This is a genomic window from Bacillus cereus group sp. BfR-BA-01356 (assembly GCF_022663635.1).
GTDB lineage: Bacteria > Bacillota > Bacilli > Bacillales > Bacillaceae_G > Bacillus_A > Bacillus_A cereus.
Genome location: NZ_JAKUFX010000078.1, coordinates 1 through 17,947 on the forward strand (window position 1 = coordinate 1; position 17,947 = coordinate 17,947).

Here is a 17,947-nt window from a genome sequence, read left to right on the forward strand (position 1 = left end):
AATCGAGAGATTCATAAGAAAACGTCATCCTTTCTAGTCTAGCTTTTTTAGAAAGAATAACGTTTTTTTACACTTGGGGGTAGTGAAGATTTTTAAGTTGATGGGCATGTCGCTATAGCCATATTTTCCGCAAAAACAGTATGAATTCGTTCTGGTCCTTTTCCGAAAAGTTCCTTTCGAAGTTTTCGTATCATATCATTAAATTCATGTACTTTTTTTGACATACAATTATACCTCCCAAAAGCCTCATTTTACTCTATTATATATTTTACCAAAATGAGCCTTCCGCCCAAACTATTTCCTACAAATATTTGGGCGGAAAGGTTCACTTCATGAAGTTTATTCGTCTTTTAACCCTTTCCCCATACCTTTTAAGAAATGAAGCCCAAACCCGATAGCACGGTTAATATCTGGGTCTTTCAATACTTTCATAAGATCGAATATCCCTACTTTTTTACTACTTTCTAGATGTTCATTACCTTCTTCTAGCCCGACTAATAAACTACCTATAAGCTTTTTCGTAAGTTCTGGGTCAAGTTCAGTTAACGCACCTGCAGCGCCCATCATATTATTAATTAAATTTGTAACAGGCTCACGAGTTACTTGACCTAGAACAATTTTCGCAATTGGTTCTTTCGCTTTTAGCATTGAATTTGCAGCTTCTAGCATTCCAATGTCATTTAATTCCCCTACTATATTAAACACCTGATTTAGAGCTTCTTCATTATTAGTTAGAAGCTCTTTTAAATCATCTAACTTTTGCTGTTTTATTTCTTCCTCAGTTAATTCTTGTTTTTGAATCATTTTTATAGGTGCAGCCATAGTTTTCTCCTCCTACTTATCCGTTAAATGCACATACCCTGGACGTGCCCACTTACGATGTACCTCAATTCCAGCTTGAGGGTGACGTTTTTTATTGCGTGGGTTCGCTTTTGGCATCGGATTTTCGCCATCAACTTCTAATACTTCCATACGTACTTTTGTTTGTTTATACGCAGGTGTATTCGTACGTACATCCACAGCAGGACCTGTTAAGAAATTAATTGCCGTTTCGTTATCTGTAGAGTTCATCGGTAAATATAACTCATTCGCTTTTACACGATCTGTAACGAGTGCACGTAATTTTAACGCTCCAAAAGGAGAGACAAGACGAACTAACGAACCTGTTTTTACGCCACGTTCTTTTGCAAGGTCTGGAGAGATTTCAACGAAAACACCAGGTACTTTCGTTTGAATACCTGTTGATTTATTTGTCATATTCCCTTCATGGAAATGCTCAAGCATACGACCGTTGTTAATGTGAAGGTCAAACTCAGCTGGAAATTCAGCTGGACGTACCCAGTCAGCAATCGCAAAACGAGCTTTTTTATCTGGGAAGTTAAATCCGTCTTGGAACAGAAGTGGTGTATTCGTTCCATCAAAACTTCCCCAATGGAAACTGTTCCATCCTTCAAGCACTTCATAGTTCGCTTGCGAGAACAATGGTGATAAACTTGCCATCTCAGCAAAGATTTCACTTGGGTGGCTATAATTCCAGTTTGCACCTAGTTTATTCGCAACTTCCTGGACGATCCACCAGTCTGGTTTCGCATCTCCTAGCGTAGGAAGAACTTGATATAATCTTTGGACACGGCGCTCTGTATTTGTGAAAGTACCTTCTTTCTCAAGAGATGGCGCTGCTGGTAATACAACATCTGCATATTGAGCAGTTTTAGAAAGGAAAACATCTTGCACAACGAAGAAATCAAGGCTCGATAACACTTCATGTACATGATTTGCATTAGAATCTACAAGAGCCATATCTTCTCCTACAAGATACATTGCTTTCATTTTTCCTTCGTCAATTGCGTGAAGCATTTCGATATTATTAAGACCTGGTTCACTATCAATTTTCACTCCGTAAGCAGTTTCAAATTTCGCACGTTCCATTTCGTTAGTAACGTGCTGATATCCTGGAAGCCATCCTGGTAAAGTCCCCATATCACAAGCACCTTGTACGTTATTGTGGCCTCGAAGTGGGTATGCACCTGCTCCTGGACGACGATAGTTCCCTGTTGCAAGAAGTAAGTTTGAAATTGCAGCGGAAGTATCAGAACCACCTGTATTTTGCGTTACCCCCATACCCCAAAGGATACATGTACCATCTGCATCACGAATCATTTCAGCCATTTGAATAAGTGTTTCTTTTGAAATGCCTGTTACTTCTTCTGCATATTCAAGTGTATATTCCTCTAGGCTTTCTTTGAAATCTTCAAAGAAGTTTACATTCTCATTAATGAATTCCTGATCATGCCAACCTTGATCGATCATATATTTCGTAACAGCCATTAACCAAACTTGATCTGTTCCTTGTTTTGGACTAATAAAGACATCTGATCGCTCTGCCATTTCGGTTTTACGAAGATCAGCTACAATTAACTTTTGTCCGTGTAATTTATGTGCACGTTTAATACGTGTAGCTAGAACAGGATGACCTTCTGTCGGATTACATCCTACAATAATAACAAGACCAGATTGCGCAATATCTTTAATCGTTCCGGCATCACCGCCCATACCAATTGTACGGAACAAACCATCCGTTGCTGGTGATTGGCAATAACGTGAGCAGTTATCAATATTATTCGTTCCAAATACTTGTCGAGCTAATTTTTGAATTACATAATTGTCTTCATTTGTAATTTTAGAGGAAGAAATGAATCCGATAGAACCTTTACCGTACTCTTCTTTAATAGCGCCTAATTTATTTGCAACTACATTCAGTGCTTCTTCCCATGTAGATTCAACAAACGTTCCATTTTTACGAATTAAAGGTTTTGTTATTCGTTCTTTAGAATTTACGAAATCCCAACCAAATTTCCCTTTTACACAAGTGGAAATTGCGTTAACTGGTGCATCTGAAGATGGCTGTACTTTAAGAATTTTACGCCCCTTCGTCCACACTTCAAACGAACAACCTACACCACAAAATGTACATACTGTTTTCGTTTTCTTCGTACGAGTATCACGCATGGCCGCTTCCACTTCTGATACCGCAAAAATACCGCTATATCCAGGCTCAACTTCTTTAATTAAATCTACCATCGGTTCAAGAATATCTGGTTTTAATCCCGTCATAAATCCAGCTTCACCGAGCATCGTTTTCTCCATTAAAGCGTTACAAGGACAAATCGTTACACATTGACCACAGCTAACGCATGAAGAATCATTAATATTTACTCCTTCATCCCAAATAACTCGTGGGCGTTCCGCTTCCCAGTCTATCGATAACGTTTCATTTACTTGTAAGTTTTGACACACCTCAACGCATTGACCGCATGCAATACATTGATTAGGATCATAGCGATAAAACGGATGTGTCATATCAACTTCACTTACATCTACTTTCGGTTCATACGGATATTTTTGATGTTCAATTTCCATTAATTCTGCTGTATTATGCAGTTTACAGTTCCCATTGTTGTTGTCACATACTGTACAGTATAATAAATGATTTTCTAGTAACCGATCCATCGCCTCTGTTTGTGCTTCTTTTGCGCGAACAGAAGCACGTTCAATGTTCATACCTTCCATCACTACTGTCGAACAAGATCGCATTAACTTTCCGTCAACTTCTACAATACAAGTGTCACATGTTTGAATAGGATCTACTTCTGGCACGTAACAAATTTGCGGATGTTCAATCCCGTTCTCATTAATAACACCCAATATCGTTGAACCGGGCTCCGCTGTATACTTTTTTCCTTCAATTGTAATATGAACCATGTTGTTATTCATGGTCTTTCCCCCTTTTTGAGAATAAAAAAACTCCACCACGAAAATATACGCACCGCATTTCGGCACGTTATTATCATGGTGGAGTAGTTTATTAGCACATCTTGCTAAAATACCAATCCATTTATTCATAAATAAAACGATAGAGTCATAACAGGTCATAACAGGTCATATCACGATTCCATCTTTAACACTATAATTATAGCGTTAAAGTTAAAAATATACAATATAAAATTTAAACTACGCATATGTCAGCTTGTAACTATCCATAATAACCCATATAAAGTGAAACTTTAATCAGTGGGGGGTTTTCTTCATCCCCCACTGATTATCAGCCCTCACCAATCGAGATAAAACATAACAAGGAGTAAGCGAACAAATGGGGTCTTTTAATAAATGGATTCGTGGTGAAAAATCTTTTTCTACCCAAGAGCAAGCTGATTACGCATTAAATAAATCTATCTCTTCTTCCCTTTCCCTTAATTTAAAGCACTTGTCCAAAATGTTTAGCGGTATTCCAGAATTAATAACACGCACTTTTCCATTAAAAAACGGACAGGAAGCTGCACTTATATATATGGAAGGACTTGTAGACAAAACTGTTATTAACGTAAACATTCTTCGTCCTCTCTTATTTAAAGAGTGGAATGAAGACGATTTTTGGGAAGCATCTGTTTCTATCGGAAATATTAAAAAAGTTCAACAGTGGACAGACATTGAACAATCTCTTTTACACGGCAAAAGTATTTTATTTATAAACGGACAACTATCCACTTTAGAGCTTGATACGCAAGCGGCACCAAAAAGGAGCATTGAAGAACCTACAACAGAGAGCTCCATAAAAAGCTCACACGAAGGATTTAATGAAGTAGCGAGCGACAGCCTTGCACTTATTCGTCGATATATTCCAAATCGCGAATTAAAAGTGAAGGAATTCACTGTTGGTGAACGAGCTACTTCAAAGGTTTTTTTGCTTTATCTAGCAGATGTTGCGAACGAAAATGTCGTAAAAGAAATGGCATCTCGTATCGAGTCAGTAAAAGTTGATGCGATTCTTACTACTGGTGAATTAGAGGGGTTTGTTGAAGATAATTCCTTTACTCTCTTTCCGCAATTATCAATAACTGAACGCCCTGACACAACAGCACATCATATTCTAGATGGGCGAATTGCCGTTGTTGTAGATCGCTCACCAGGCGTATTAATAGGACCTATGACCTTTTCATCCTTTTTTCAGACGATAGATGATTACAGCTTCAGACCCATGATTCCATCTTTTATACGACTTCTTCGTTTCACTGGGCTATTTATTGCAATATTTGCTCCTGCTCTTTATATTGCTATGATTTCCTTCCATTATGAAGTGATTCCGCTCAAATTGTTGTTAACGATTGGAGAATCTCGAGCCAAAATTCCTTTTCCCCCCATATTAGAAGCTTTATTAATGGAATTAGTTCTCGAAATGCTCCGAGAAGCAGCGATTCGGCTTCCTGGGCCTGTTGGACAAACAATCGGCGTCGTAGGAGGAATTGTAATTGGACAAGCTGCCGTTCAAGCTGGGATTGTTAGTAACGTTATGGTTATCGTCGTATCAATTACTGCGGTTGCCTCCTTCATTATTCCTAACTTAGAAATGTCAGCAGGAATTCGACTTCTTCGATTCCCAATGATGATAGCCGCCTCTTTATTTGGCGTCATTGGAATTATGGTTGGAATGGCAATCATTATTATTCATATACTTTCTATGGAATCTCTCGGTGTTCCTTATGGTAGTCCTTTTTCTCCGTTATTTGCTTCGGATTTAAAAGATACCCTTGTACGTTTCCCATGGAAAATTATGAAGAAACGACCACTATCTCTACAATTAAAACAAGATAACCGGCAAAGAGATGTTGAGGAAAAGGAGGATAATAAGTGACAAAACGTGCAAAGAGGGAGATTAGTTTATTTCAATACATTTTAACGATTAGTGGTGTTCAAGTAGGATTCGGTGTCCTTACACTTCCGCGTGAAGTTGCACAAGGGGCAAATACAGATGGCTGGATGTCTATTATTATTGGATGTGCTCTCACTACTTTAGTCAGTTTATGTATTGTGAAAATTATGGAAAATCATCCTGGATATACTTTACTCGATGTGCTGACTCGTTATCTTGGGGAGTGGCTAGGAAGAGTAGGAATGATTTTTTGGATTTTATATGCTGTCCTTGCAGCTATTTCCTTAATTTTTTCCCTCTTATACGTTATTCACATTTGGATTTTACCTAGAACTCCAATGTTTTTAATTATGATTTTACTATCTATTCCAATGTTAATGCTAGCATGTAAAGGCGTTCTTATTATAAGTCGCTATGCTGTTTTCACTGTATTTTTCACACTATGGATGCCTTTTCTATTGTTTATTCCGCTTAAAGATGGGCATTGGATTTATCTTCTTCCTCTTCTTAAAGAAGGCTGGATACCAGTTTTAAACACAGTAAAATCAACTATCATTGCGTTTCTCGGATTTGAGTTTGCATTTGTCCTTTATCCTTATCTCAGTAATAAATCATCTGCAAAAAAAGGAATTGTTCTTGCGAATTTGATTACGCTATTTATTTATCTTCAAGTCACGTTTGTCTCTTTTGTTTATTTTAGTCCAGATGGTATAACAAAGTTTTTATGGCCGACTCTTTCTCTTGTTACACCATTTCACTTCTCATTTCTTGAGCGATTTGAAATTATCTTTTTGTCATTTTATCTCTTTATTATTTTTGATTCCTGTATTCCTTATATTTTCACTGCTTCAGATGGAATTAATCAATTACTTAACAAAAAAAGCAGTTCATTACCTATTTATGTTTTATTATTCGGGTGTATTTTCATCTTATTCTTTTATATCCCTTCCTCTTACCAAATAAGTTCGTTGCGAGAATTTTGGGGAACTGCAAGTTATTTTATCGTTTTTCTATTCCCAGTCGTATTTCTCTTATACATGACACTTTATCAGCATTGGAAAAGGAGAAGAGTTTAAATGAGGCGCTTTATTCATTTCACTATACTTTACTTTCTCATAACCTTTTTAACAGGCTGTGGAGATCGACTCGACTTAGAAAAACAATCGATTTCATTAATTTACGGCTTTGACGCAAAAGCAAAAGGAAAATTAATTGTGTACCACGTAAATCCTATTTTTAATGAAGACGTAGAAAAAAAGTACGAAACACATGAAGCGAAAGTACGTACACCTCGAGAAGCAAAAGCAACGTTTAATAGTTCAAGTGGCGGTTTAGTATCTACAGAAAAGTTACAGCTCATTTTATTTAGCACAATTTTTTTAAAACAAGAAGGGGCTATGCCTTACCTTGATGTTTGGTATCGTGATCCTAAAAACACTGGAAACATGCGCATGGTTGCAGTAGACGGTCCAATTTCTTCAGTTATATATAATAACTTTAAAGATAAGCCTGCCCTTCCCGAGTATTTAACAGATTTAATTAACACGAACAAACTGTACAATCGGACCGTTTTTACGACATTCCATGAATTTCACAGGCAAACGTTTAATAAAGGTATAACACCTGCTATTTCAGAAATAAAAAAAGGTAAAAAGGATGTTATCGTTACTGGTTCCGCGCTATTAACTTCTCGCGGAATTTATAAAATGTCATTAAATCGTTATGAAAGCGCCCTTCTTCTTTTGTTACAAAAGAAAGCGAATACACCGGTTTCGCTTACATTGAAAATCCCTTCTACTTCAGTTGAAAGTAATAGTGATTTAAAAGATACCGATGGCGGCGATTTCGTAACAATAAATGTTCTTAGCATGAATCGTGATATCCATACAGACTATAGCGATAACCACTTCAAATTTCATGTTAAAATGGATTTAAAAATTGCTGTCTCTGAACTTACATTCAATATGGATATAGACAAAGATAGAAAGAAATTAACTTCTCTTATTACAAAACAACTAAACAAAGATTTGAACGATTTAATCCACAACATTCAAAAACAGCAACTTGATCCATTCGGATTTGGTGATTATGCGAGAGCGTTTCAATATAAAGAATGGAAACAAGTCGAAGATGATTGGCCGAGTGCCTTTTCAAAAGCTAATGTGAAAGTGGCACCAACTATTAAAATTTTAGAAAATGGGATTATTAAATAGAAAAAACACGCTACTTGTTCTTATATGAATAAGTAGCGTGTTTTCATTTCCATTACAAGTATTATTTCAATGGACTATACTTTATTTCTATTTCTAACATTACTATGTTTTTTAGCATATACAAAATATATGAAAACCCCTACTATAATCCATGCCACAAAACTAATTAAAGTAAGCTTAGAAAGGTTCAAAGCTAAATATATACAACTTACTATCGAAACGATAGGTAAAAAAGGTACTAGAGGAGCACGGAATGGCCTCTTCATATTAGGATGTGTCTTTCTTAATACAATGACAGCTATAGATACAAACACAAATGCTGTTATCGTTCCCATATTCACTAAATTAGCTAATAAATTCAAATCCACTAATCCCGCTAATAAAGCTGCTAGTATACCTGTAACCCATGTATTAAAAAATGGAGTTTGTAAACGTTTATGGACACTTGAAAGTCTTTTTGGTAACAATCCATCTCGACTCATCGAATAAGATACACGAACAAATGCAAACATAGCTACTAACAGAACTGTTGTTAGCCCTGCTATCGCTCCCACCGATAACAACCCAGCAATTCTATCTTCTCCTACAATGCGCAACGCATATGCAACCGGATCAGCAACATTTAATTCCGTAAACGGAACCATTCCAGTTAACACGAATGAAACACCTACATATAGAACCGTACAAATGAACAAGGAAACAAGTAGCCCAATTGGCACGTTACGTTGTGGACGCTTCACTTCTTCTGCGGCTGTTGCAACTGCATCAAATCCTAAAAAAGCAAAAAATACAGTAGCAGCGCCTCCTACCACACCGTGAAAACCAAACGGTAGAAATGGTTGCCAATTCTCTGGTCTTACATATTGTGTCCCTACAACAATAAATCCTACAATAACAGCCAGTTTAATAATAACCATTATATTATTTATTCGTGCACTTTCTTTTGCACCACGGCTTAATAAAAATGTAACAACTAAAATAATAAGAACTGCTGGTAAATCAATGATTCCACCCTTCCCCATTCCTGGTGCCGAAGCAAAAACCGTAGGAATGTGAATATTAAAACCTAGTAGCAATGACTGAAAATATGCTGACCAGCCTGCTGCAACCGCAGAAGTCGCTAATAAATACTCCAGCATAACACACCAGCCAACTATAAATGCAAAAATCTCACCTAGTGTCATATATGTATATGAATATACACTTCCCGAAACTGGAACTGTAGATGCAAATTCAGCATAACAGAAAGCTACACATGCACATATAATTGCCGCTAATACAAAAGATAATACAATCGCCGGACCAGCATGTTTCGCTGCTACAATACCAGTTAATACGAAAATACCTGTACCAATAATTGCTCCAATACCTAAAAGAGTTAAATCAATCGCTCCTAAAGTTTGATTCAATACTTTTTTCTTTTCTTCATCCATTGCTTTCTTTATGAAAAGACTCATTCTTTGAAACCTCTTTTTCAAGTTTATCTCTTACTTGTTACATTCTTTATTACTGTTCTATTTTAAAAATAAAAATATACATAGTTCACTTCCCTTATAGACTTAGTAACCCACCTCAAAAAAACAGAAAAATCAATCCCCTTATAGCATATTGAATTTTCAAAATATTAATGGTACAAAAAACCATTAAGAATGCTGATTGAATTTATCATACAATTAATTATATTGTCAATAATAAATCAATCAAAAATAATCGGTTGATTATGTATCAAATGTTATTTTTATACATAATTATTTTCTCAAAAACATTGTTGTTTTCCACCTTAATATTCATACACATTTTATTACATTGATTTTCATACAATTTTCATTGCATACAATGCAATGAAAATCATAATAACCTCAAATGAGTTATTATTTAAAAATAATAATTCATTTGAGGTTATTTTACCATTTTAATACTAACAAAAAAGTGCAGATTTTCATCTGCACTTTTTTTATTCTTCCGCTTCAGCTTCTGCACTACTATTTTCAAGATGCTCCTTCTGAGCTTCCTCTTGCAGCTCCGCTGAAATCATCCCATAATAAAGTTCCGGATATAACCCAAATATTTGATATACACTTCCTAAAAACGGCATCAGAATCCCTCTTTTCTAAAGTTGTATTGCCACTTTTAAGGATTCCCTTTTCATTCATTATACATTCGTTTTTGACGTTTCTTCTTCATCTTGAACACCTAATAAATTTTGCCATTTTTTATACGGAGCGCTATTTGGATCTACATATCCTTTTGCATGCGAGCGATCCCACAATTGTTTAATAAACATTTCTTTCTCTTTCTTTGCCACCATATCGGCACCTGTACCGTAATAGTTCTGGAAATACAACTCGATTTCATCAAGGAATAGTCTTAATAATTCATCTGATGTTTCTTCTAACGTCGGATCATACTTCGCTTCACGGTCATACATTAAAATCATATCTAAAAGATTGTGGACATGTTCTTTTCTAAGCCATCTTACATCTTGGGCTCCTAATACGAACGGATGTGTATATAAATGTCCACCTTGTATCATCGCCTTTTCTTGCTCTTCTTCAAATCGTGACAAGATGTTTTCATAAATAAACGGATTATGAAGCAACGCTCTGTGTAATTTATAACTTTCGCTTGAAATATTTTTCCCCATCGACTGAATTAAAAAGCTACGTCCTACACCGTTATATTGATACACAAACTGTCCATCAACAGCAACTAAACTAATCCAGCGATACATATATGCGTATAGTAATGCACGATTACATTTATCATAATCTAATTTTGTTTGAGTCGCGTTTAAATCTGGCATAAAGGCTGGTAAATGCCAATACTTATCTAAATGCGGCGTTAAACTAGATTTTTTACTATTTAATTTGTTTACACGGCGATAATACGATTGGAAATAGTCACCTTTATCATTCATAAATCCATTTGAAATATGTCCTGATGATAATTTAGGAAAGTCTTGCAGCGATAAGCCGTAATGCGCTCGATAACAGATCACTTCAAATGGCGAAAAGGCTTCATGTACTGTATCTTTTTCTTTAAACATTTCTTGAATTAATTCCTCTTGCAACTCTTTCTTTAAAGAAGGATGTATACCCCAATATTGTAATTCCCTATGATGAGCAACTTTCGGAACGAATGGACTCGCTAAATGGAACAGGTCTTCAATTTTTTCACGAACGTATTCATCGCGATCACGTTTCTTATAATCTGCTTCTTTTCGCAACGCTTCAATAATATTCAGTTCTAATTTATCACGATAGCGTACTTGCAGTTCGTCATAACAATAGCTCAGTATATGTTCTCGGTAGAAATCCTCTACCTTTTTCGACTGAATCTCTTCTGTTTTCGCATCACGACAGTATTCCCCGTACAAACTCATATAAATTTCCGCTGATATATCTTTCGGTAGTACACCTAAATTTAAATGTTGCTGCATATCTTGCCATATCTTTTCTTGCAGCTGTTCCTCAGCTAATACATATACATTCGTCGGGTTTGTTTTCCCTTCAAATTCCTTACTGCGCTTTTGGATTTCAAACAGTAAATTTTCACGTGTTTCATGTAAATTATCAAAAAATCTTTCCCAATATTGAATCATTTTATTAACTGCTTGATATAGCGATTGATATACAAGTTCTAATAGCATTTCTTTTCGATATTCATTTAATTTGTGTACATATTGCGTTACGATGTCTTCAAATTCTCTTTTGAATAAACGTTGCTGATTATTAATCATTTTTCCGAACCAGCCTTGTTGTTGAGCAATTTCTACTCGGCGTACAGCCGTTACCGTTCCATCAATATTACCCACATTAAATTTTTTATCGTAATTTTGAATTACATTACGCTTTTGTTCATTATTTTCATGTAGTCGATTCATTTTTTCTACTAACTGCTTTCGAATTTCATATAACATAAAACGTGCTGCTACTGGGTGAACGGGATCTGTTTTCTTTAAAAACCATGTATTTAATTGATAGGACTGCCCTTCAGAGCCACTTGGTGAAAAGCGGTCTGATTCAATCATGTCATATAAAAGTGTCGTTACATGTTCATGTACCCGGCTCGGAATCGCATACGCATATAAACGAACCGCATGATCCACTCTTGCCACTTCACCCTTCATTTGTTCCATCATTTTCAGTTTCGTAGCTGAAATTTTACACTCATGTTGCAGACGATTTAATTCCTCATCTTTTTGCACCGTTCGTTGTACATAACTTTCTACAGCTTCTAAAAAAAGTTTTGATTTCGCAACTCCGAGCTTACCACCCTCTGCTCCTTCACGTGTTTCATTGTACATTTGTCTATAGAAAATATGAGCTTGCTCTGGACGGGTAGCAAGATGCTCCAAGTCCTCTAAATAACTTTTACCTCTCTCCGGCTTTTCACGTTGCATCCCACGTTTTACATCTTGATCGTATCTTTGTTTCTTCTCTTGAAACAGTTGATCTAAATGAAGCCACGATTCATCTAAACCTTGCACAGCCCATTTTAAAGCACAATATTTTAACACATGTTCATATGGATAAATGAGTTTTGCCGTTCCTGCCCCGCAATATCGTCCTTTTCCGCTTGATTCTGCTAATTGCTGAATTTGATTGTCTTCCTGTGCAAAATGACTTGTGGACATCGGGCTAAATAACTGTAAATAAATTGTATTTGCCATCTGTTCCATATAGTCTGATAAATTGTGTAAATGGTGTCCATGTAGGTTTTCGTAATCGTATAAGAAACAATAATTGTACGGTAAATGATGTTGTTTAATTGTATGATTCGTTCTTCCGTCTTCATCTACTTGATCAGGGCGATACTCTAATTCAATTGTTACACCGCCGCGTTTTGATAATTCTCCAGTAGACCCGAGCGTAATAGCATGTAATTCTTTTAACGATGCATAGCCATTTGCTTGCACCGTTTCAAATTCTTTCGCGCTAACCGTTCTCGTCTTTACTAAAACATCCGGCATTAAAAACGCACCGCGTATTAAAATGTTATGATGCTGCAATTTCTTCCGAAGCATTTCACGTAAATATAAAGCAATTTGCAGAAACATCCCTGAACCTGTTCCGCCTGCTAGTGATGTTACTATAATGACACGCACACCATATTCCGTTTGATCACTTGTAACCGGAAAAATCTTCTCGATTTCTTGCCAAAAAGACGTCAATTTATCTTCTTTCATCGCAGCACGTAACGCTAAACGTGAAATGACGCGTAACTGTCCTGCTCCTTCTGTTAATGGTTTATCAAGTATAGTCGGATCCATCGGAAACCACTCTGGGATCGTTGGATCTCCCGCAATATATTCCCTAGGCGTTTTACTAGAACTTGTTTGTGTCTTAAACTTTCGAATATGATCGAATTTACTTAATGTATTCACATCTGTATCAAATACGTGCATTGCTACCTTTTTCCGGCGCTCTTCAGGCAGTTTTTCATATATTTGATGCGTCACAGTACTACCGATTCCACCTAAACCAATTAATATTGTTGGAACTTGTAATGTCATGTGAACCACCTTCCTATTCTTGCTTGTTTGAAAAAAGGGAAAGAGGATCAATACTCCATCCCCTTCTTATCCCTACCTACTATTCACATTCGTACTTGTAAATCTCTTTACCATATCCCCTATCAATTAGTAAAAGTTCATTTGGATATAGTGTCTTATGTTCCATTCCTACTTCATCCTCTGCTATAAACATTCCATCAATAATCATTCCAACTACTTGTGATTCTTTCGCTACAAAGACAGATTTCGAACCTTTCTTCGCTATAAACGTAACGGATTGCACGGTTTTTCTTTCTGCTCTAAATGGGATACCAAAATAATGGTTCCACCATTTATTTCGAAGTAATTCTGGTTCAGATTGATATAGCCAATCTTTCGCTACCTCTTGATCCCATTCATAATACAGTAGTGCTTTCCGGTGAAATCTTGGCCGAACAATCCATCCTAAAACAATGATTCCTACTGCTAGCAGTAATAAAGTGATAGGAATGACAAACTTAAAAATAAGCGCATATTTTTCATAAAACGGAGCATCTTGAATATGGAATGTTATGTTTTTCTTTACTTCTTGTAACTTTGAATCCTGCATTACGATGGTAGCTTCTACGGTGCCGGTATCTGTAAAATTAAATGTGTCGGAGTAATAGGGACGAGGATAAACATAGATTTGATTTCCATGTTGCTTTATTTCATAATTGATTGATTGTTTAGATGTGACACCAGTAGATTTTAATAGTTTTTTTACAGCTTCTTCTGTCATTAACTTACCATCTAACTGTGGTTGTAAAACAAATGGTTTACTATTCTCTAAATTTGTCACTTTTTCTTCATAATCTTTTGTAACAGTTTGAAGTGATAATTTCGGTTTCTCAGCTGTTTCAATTTTAAATTCTTTCGTCTGTCTATAAAACCCCTTTATATTCATATGAACTTTCCCGCGTACTAACCCTTTACCAAGCTTCGTTTCGTAATAAAACACATGCCTTTTATCGTTCCACTTCATTGCATATTGTTTTCCATCTATTTCTACTTCTGCCTGAAAGTAAGAAGACTGAACTGGCAACTCCGTAGGCTTTGCTTCAATAACAGCAGTAACACCTTCGTACATGTTCTCTACATTTTTTTGACTACTATCATCTTTGTCATAAGTAGAAACCGTATAATTAAGCGCTGGTTCAACTAATACTTGTAGTCCTTCTTTCTCAATGTCCTGATCCACTTCTATCGTATAAGTTCCTGGTTTAATAACTTCCTCATTTTCCGTACTTATATGAACTATATTTCCGAACAATTTTGCTTCTCCTGGTGCATGTATGGAAAAAGAAGATTGTAATTGTAATGGTTTAGAAATTTGTGTGACCTGATAATCGGGCAGAGAAGGCGATTGTCGTACAAGCGTCATACGCTTTAACGGAAATGGTGTTGTAATCTCTACTCTTTTCCCCACTACTTTCGTTTTTACAATCGATTCAACAGAGGAGAATGGATCACGATTTGCAACTAATGCTGCCACTTGATTTACACTTTTTACAATGCCATCTTCTCCGCTTGACGGCATCGTAACACCATTTATCTCTTTCTTCCATATTTCCTTGAACGTATTTAGTTGTTCTTTTTCTTGTTGTCCTAAATCTTCTTCCATCGTAATTAAGACTGGATGTAACGATATCTTTTTTGTATCCATTTCTTTCTTAAACTGGGCTAATTTCTGCAAAATTTGTTCTTTTCCGCCAACCTTATCTTTCTCTAAATCATTAAATGCCCCGTCAGTTAATACAATAAGCCAAAATTCACGTTTTCCATCTATATCTGCTTCCTTTTTTATAGATTGCATCGCCGTTTCTACCGCGCTAAATGGAGTATTTAAATACGTTTTCCACGCTCCAATTCCCTCAATTTCTGTTTGCCTTTTATCCTTCGTTAACGAAATGTTTAATGGATCATTCGGCTTACTCATTGGAACGTAAGAAAATTTATCTTTTTCATCCAATAGCGCAACTAAACTTTGCAAAGCATAATTGGCATATTTCCAGCGATCGTTATTTCTCATGCTGCCCGAATCGTCATATACAAGTGAAACGACCCTTTCCTTTGCCTCCTCTCCTTTTGCAAAAGCTGATAAAGGTAAACATATAAATAGAAACAACATGAACGTGGCACAAATTCGGATTTTCATGATGAGGCTTCGCCACCTTTGTAGACAAATTCCTATGTTTAAATTTATGAGAGGAAACAAGATATATGACTTGTATTTTAGGACAACTAACCCACCATAACCTTATTATGTAAACAGATCATACACTTGGTAATATTCCTTCTAGCATTCTCTATCCAATTATATAAGTAAAAAAGCCTGTTTAAGCTCCACGCTTAAAACAGACTTTTCCTACTTTTTATTTTAAAAACGCATAACAAAAAGTTTGATTTTTGACTTAACACATCACTTCTATTGTAAATCCACCAGGTGCTTCAATATAAAACGTATACGCATGGGCATGCTTAGGAGGCTCGACCAAAAATCCATCTTCCTTCAATCTTCGATTTATCTTGTCTACTTGTTCTTCACTTTCTTGTGGAAATCCTACATGAAATGTTTTTGGATACTGAACTTCTTTCCCTTTCATTAACGTTAGTATAAATCCATCATTATCACGCATAACTGCAAAGGCATTCCCCCTTGTTCCACTACAAGTTAAGCCAAAATACTTTTCTAAAAACTCTCTTGCAGCTACTACATCTGCAACTGTTAAATTAAGATGTTTAATTCCCAACTCATCACCTTCTTTCTTAATTTTCTAACATTTTATCATACAATTAAAAAACACGCCTTTCACAGCGTGTTTCATTGCTTTACATACAATTCAACAATCGGATTCTCTTTATGATCCGCATGCAAGCGTATATTCTCTTCACCTGTATTATAAATACTAGCTAATAACATTATCGTTAACACATTAGGTGTCTTCGCATCACTTCCGTATTTTCTCTCAAGCGCTTCCTTATATTCAAAATCTAAATCCCCCTGCACATATGTATACACTTCAAAACCATCTTCTAAATTGCAAACTACTGTATCAATAATATCTGTCCCTACTTGCTTCTTCATTTCCTCTCGTAACGCTTCAATAAAATCTTCCCATGGTACTTCGTATGTCTGAAACTGATCTGTAGATTTCATGCCTTTTCCTCCTTATATATCCTCTTCTTATATTTCCCCTTTCCTATAACAATTATGATAGATAGGGCATTCGTACAAGCCGCACTTGTCCCCCTTACATATCGTATTACTGTAATGCGGAAGGAGGAAAGAATATGCATAGACAAAAATGTTATCATACATGCCAACGTTATTTCGGAAAAGTTGTTCGGATTGAAGACCGTGATGGCCGTATACATTTAGGTAAAATAATCGATGTGACACAAAACTCTGTATGGATCGAACCGGTGCAACAGCGCTCATCTTTTGATTCAGGGTTCGGATACTACGACGCTTATGCAAACGGTGGTTGTGACCTTTGTGGAGGCCTTAGCAGGTGTGATAGTTGTGGATTCGGATGCGGTGGTGGATTCAGCAGCTGCGGATGTGGTGGTCGTGGTTGTAGTAGTTGTGGTTGCGGCGGCTGGGGAGGCGGCGGTTGTGGCTGGGGTGTTGAACTCGGATTTGGTTTCATCTTCGGAATTACATTAGCTGCATTATTTTTCATTTAACATAGTAAAGAGTTGGCTACCTTTAGCCAACTCTTTTTCTTTATTTTTCACATATAAAAATACGATGCCCTAAAATGTGTTGGTACATAAGCCGTACATTTTCATGCTGTGCCCACGCCTCATATAACTCATTCGGAATATGTGAGGATACATTCCATTCTGGCTCTTCTACAGAGCCAGAGATTGTTTCTGCAATCGTGCCACCACCCGCAATTGTAATTCTTTTAAAATTTGCTTTCTGAAATAATTGTACCCACTCATTCTCAGTTAACAGTTCTTTCATGCCATATAATTGGGCGATTTTTTCTTCCTCACCCTTATCAATGTGCCTATCAATAATCATTTCAATGACAACAAGCTTACCGTCCTGCTGTAATACACGATAACACTCCGAGATAACCCTTTCTTTATCTGTAAAAGCGATGATTGATTCTCCAAGTACGAACTCAAATGAGTTATTCAAACACGGTAAATTCTCTACATTTCCTTCAATTAATTGTATATCTAACCCTTCAAACAACCATCTATCTTTTGCCTTTTGAATCATAATTTCATTCTTTTCAACCGCTGTTACTTTATAACCAAATTCCCTTGTCATATATGCCGCTGTTTTCCCCGTACCGCAACCTATCTCAAGGACATTCGCTCCATATTTAAAAGGCAGTTGTGCTAACAATTGTTTTGTTAACGTAAAACCACCAGGATGAGCACTTCCTATTCCGTAATAAGCTAGGAAATCGATGTATGTGTTTCGTTTCATGGGATTCTCCCTTTTTTATTTTATATATTCGAGGACGGAAGAAA

Annotated in this window: 13 protein-coding genes and 1 pseudogene; 4 read left to right on the forward strand and 10 right to left on the reverse strand. The window is 36.3% G+C overall.

Annotated features, from left to right (window positions below):
• Window positions 1-107: 107 nt before the first annotated feature.
• The 3 genes and pseudogenes from MR168_RS21895 to fdhF form a co-directional block, all read right to left on the reverse strand.
• Window positions 108-224, reverse strand: a pseudogene (locus tag MR168_RS21895) (Na-translocating system protein MpsC family protein); the annotation flags it as partial.
• 115 nt (window positions 225-339) lie between these two features.
• A complete protein-coding gene (locus MR168_RS21900; protein WP_006922604.1) occupies window positions 340-822 on the reverse strand; it encodes a helical membrane plugin domain-containing protein in 483 nt (160 codons plus the stop codon).
• Between the two features lie 12 nt (window positions 823-834).
• A complete protein-coding gene (gene fdhF / locus MR168_RS21905; protein WP_086412200.1) occupies window positions 835-3,774 on the reverse strand; it encodes a formate dehydrogenase subunit alpha in 2,940 nt (979 codons plus the stop codon).
• Window positions 3,775-4,150: 376 nt separating this feature from the next.
• On the opposite strand from fdhF, the gene MR168_RS21910 reads away from it, so the two are divergent.
• Genes MR168_RS21910 through gerSC form a run of 3 tightly spaced genes read left to right on the forward strand, consistent with a single transcriptional unit; the run spans window position 4,151 to window position 7,920 of the window.
• On the forward strand, window positions 4,151-5,689 hold the full coding sequence (locus MR168_RS21910) for a spore germination protein (RefSeq protein ID WP_000534516.1): 1,539 nt from the start codon (window positions 4,151-4,153) through the stop codon (window positions 5,687-5,689).
• The gene (locus MR168_RS21915) at window positions 5,686-6,783 is read left to right on the forward strand and encodes an endospore germination permease (RefSeq protein ID WP_000166518.1); all 1,098 of its coding nucleotides are present in this window, start codon (window positions 5,686-5,688) and stop codon (window positions 6,781-6,783) included. The genes MR168_RS21910 and MR168_RS21915 overlap by 4 nt, the downstream gene beginning before the upstream one ends.
• Window positions 6,784-7,920, forward strand: a complete 1,137-nt coding sequence (gene gerSC, locus MR168_RS21920) for a spore germination protein GerSC (protein ID WP_006928459.1) — start codon at window positions 6,784-6,786, stop codon at window positions 7,918-7,920.
• Window positions 7,921-7,994: 74 nt separating this feature from the next.
• Here the strand turns inward: gerSC and MR168_RS21925 are convergent, their stop codons facing one another.
• From MR168_RS21925 to MR168_RS21950, 6 genes are all read right to left on the reverse strand, one after another.
• Complete coding sequence (locus MR168_RS21925) at window positions 7,995-9,377, reverse strand: APC family permease (RefSeq protein WP_000051661.1); 1,383 nt, start codon at window positions 9,375-9,377, stop codon at window positions 7,995-7,997.
• Between the two features lie 497 nt (window positions 9,378-9,874).
• Window positions 9,875-10,015 (reverse strand): hypothetical protein, encoded by a 141-nt coding sequence (locus tag MR168_RS21930; protein ID WP_001116192.1) that lies wholly within the window; start codon window positions 10,013-10,015, stop codon window positions 9,875-9,877.
• Window positions 10,016-10,072: 57 nt separating this feature from the next.
• Window positions 10,073-13,435, reverse strand: a complete 3,363-nt coding sequence (locus MR168_RS21935) for a tubulin-like doman-containing protein (protein ID WP_000175124.1) — start codon at window positions 13,433-13,435, stop codon at window positions 10,073-10,075.
• Between the two features lie 79 nt (window positions 13,436-13,514).
• Entirely contained in the window at window positions 13,515-15,611 is a 2,097-nt protein-coding gene (locus MR168_RS21940) for a vWA domain-containing protein (protein ID WP_006928458.1), read from the reverse strand.
• A 256-nt stretch (window positions 15,612-15,867) separates the two neighbouring features.
• Entirely contained in the window at window positions 15,868-16,206 is a 339-nt protein-coding gene (locus MR168_RS21945) for a VOC family protein (protein ID WP_000511518.1), read from the reverse strand.
• Window positions 16,207-16,277: 71 nt separating this feature from the next.
• Window positions 16,278-16,613 (reverse strand): hypothetical protein, encoded by a 336-nt coding sequence (locus tag MR168_RS21950; protein ID WP_086412197.1) that lies wholly within the window; start codon window positions 16,611-16,613, stop codon window positions 16,278-16,280.
• A gap of 134 nt (window positions 16,614-16,747) precedes the next feature.
• Between MR168_RS21950 and MR168_RS21955 the strand changes: the two genes are divergently transcribed.
• Window positions 16,748-17,143 carry a hypothetical protein gene (locus MR168_RS21955; RefSeq protein WP_000555006.1) on the forward strand — a complete coding sequence of 132 codons (396 nt, stop codon included), beginning with the start codon at window positions 16,748-16,750 and terminating at the stop codon, window positions 17,141-17,143.
• A 40-nt stretch (window positions 17,144-17,183) separates the two neighbouring features.
• On the opposite strand, the gene MR168_RS21960 is transcribed toward MR168_RS21955, so the two are convergent.
• Window positions 17,184-17,903 carry a class I SAM-dependent methyltransferase gene (locus tag MR168_RS21960; protein WP_000828241.1) on the reverse strand — a complete coding sequence of 240 codons (720 nt, stop codon included), beginning with the start codon at window positions 17,901-17,903 and terminating at the stop codon, window positions 17,184-17,186.
• Window positions 17,904-17,947: the final 44 nt, after the last annotated feature.